Raw genomic sequence first — 961 nt, 5'->3', positions numbered from 1 at the left:
TTAGAGGTGTCAAGTTAGGTACTTAGTTTAATTTGCTTGTAACCAACATGTTGATGTTTACTCATTCTTTTAATAAGGTTATCAAAAATGGTTTGTTTGTGAATTGACCTGTTTAATCGATAACTATATTCATCTAGATACTTTTCAATGTGACCATCATGCATCCAAGAATACACACTTCTAAGCCCTGCTTTTAGTTGGTGGATTATGGTGTTGATTTCAAAAAAATCAGAAATATTACTCTTAGTTTGAGTGATGTCATACTCCTTTTTTAGAGGTAGATAACCTTTCCATTTATCGGTTGTTATTTTGGCCTTTCCTGAGATGTGACTAATAAATATTTTGTTCAATTCCTTTGATGAATAATTTTCTATCCTTTTGAAATAAGCCCGTTTTACGCCTCGTTTTTTGTCAACTTCTACTGCCACAACTATCTTCTTCTTTTTACTATCATTGCTTCTTCCTTGTTTAAGGTCTTCTCTCCCTCCATACACAAACTCATCTACAAATACTTGACCCGTCATAGGCTGCGATTCACTACTCTTCATTGCTATGCGGACTTTATGCATGAATAACCAAGCCGTTTGTCTGCTGACAGATATGCGCCTTGCCATCTGTGATGATGATACACTTTTGGTAGCTACGCTCATCTCAAACACTATGATAAAAGCTTTGCGCAATCCAAATCTAACTCTGTGGAATAAGGTATTTGCCGTTGGGCTTTCTATATGATGACACCTATTACAATCTCTTGCGAAATTAGCTTTGCGAACTGTAAACTTTTTATGGCTACATTTTAAACAACTATAACCACCATGCCATTTGATTCTAGATAAATATTCCAAACAATCTAGATCAGTAGTATATGTATTAAAAAAATCAACAATACTCTCACTTTTAAATGACTCCATAAATCTAGTTGTTTGCCAACTAAAGATAAGTATTTATGTAGACACCTCTA

At 34.2% G+C, this 961-nt stretch carries 1 protein-coding gene; it reads right to left on the bottom strand.

Going from position 1 to position 961, the window contains the following annotated elements:
* Window positions 1–14: 14 nt before the first annotated feature.
* Window positions 15–911 (bottom strand): IS1595 family transposase, encoded by an 897-nt coding sequence (locus ES765_RS21495; protein WP_138116589.1) that lies wholly within the window; start codon window positions 909–911, stop codon window positions 15–17.
* Window positions 912–961: the final 50 nt, after the last annotated feature.

This window comes from Maribacter sp. ACAM166, from assembly GCF_005771495.1.
In the GTDB taxonomy this organism is placed as follows: domain Bacteria; phylum Bacteroidota; class Bacteroidia; order Flavobacteriales; family Flavobacteriaceae; genus Maribacter.
The sequence above is the reverse complement of the archived record's forward strand: the minus strand, read 5'-3'. Positions and strand labels throughout refer to the sequence as shown.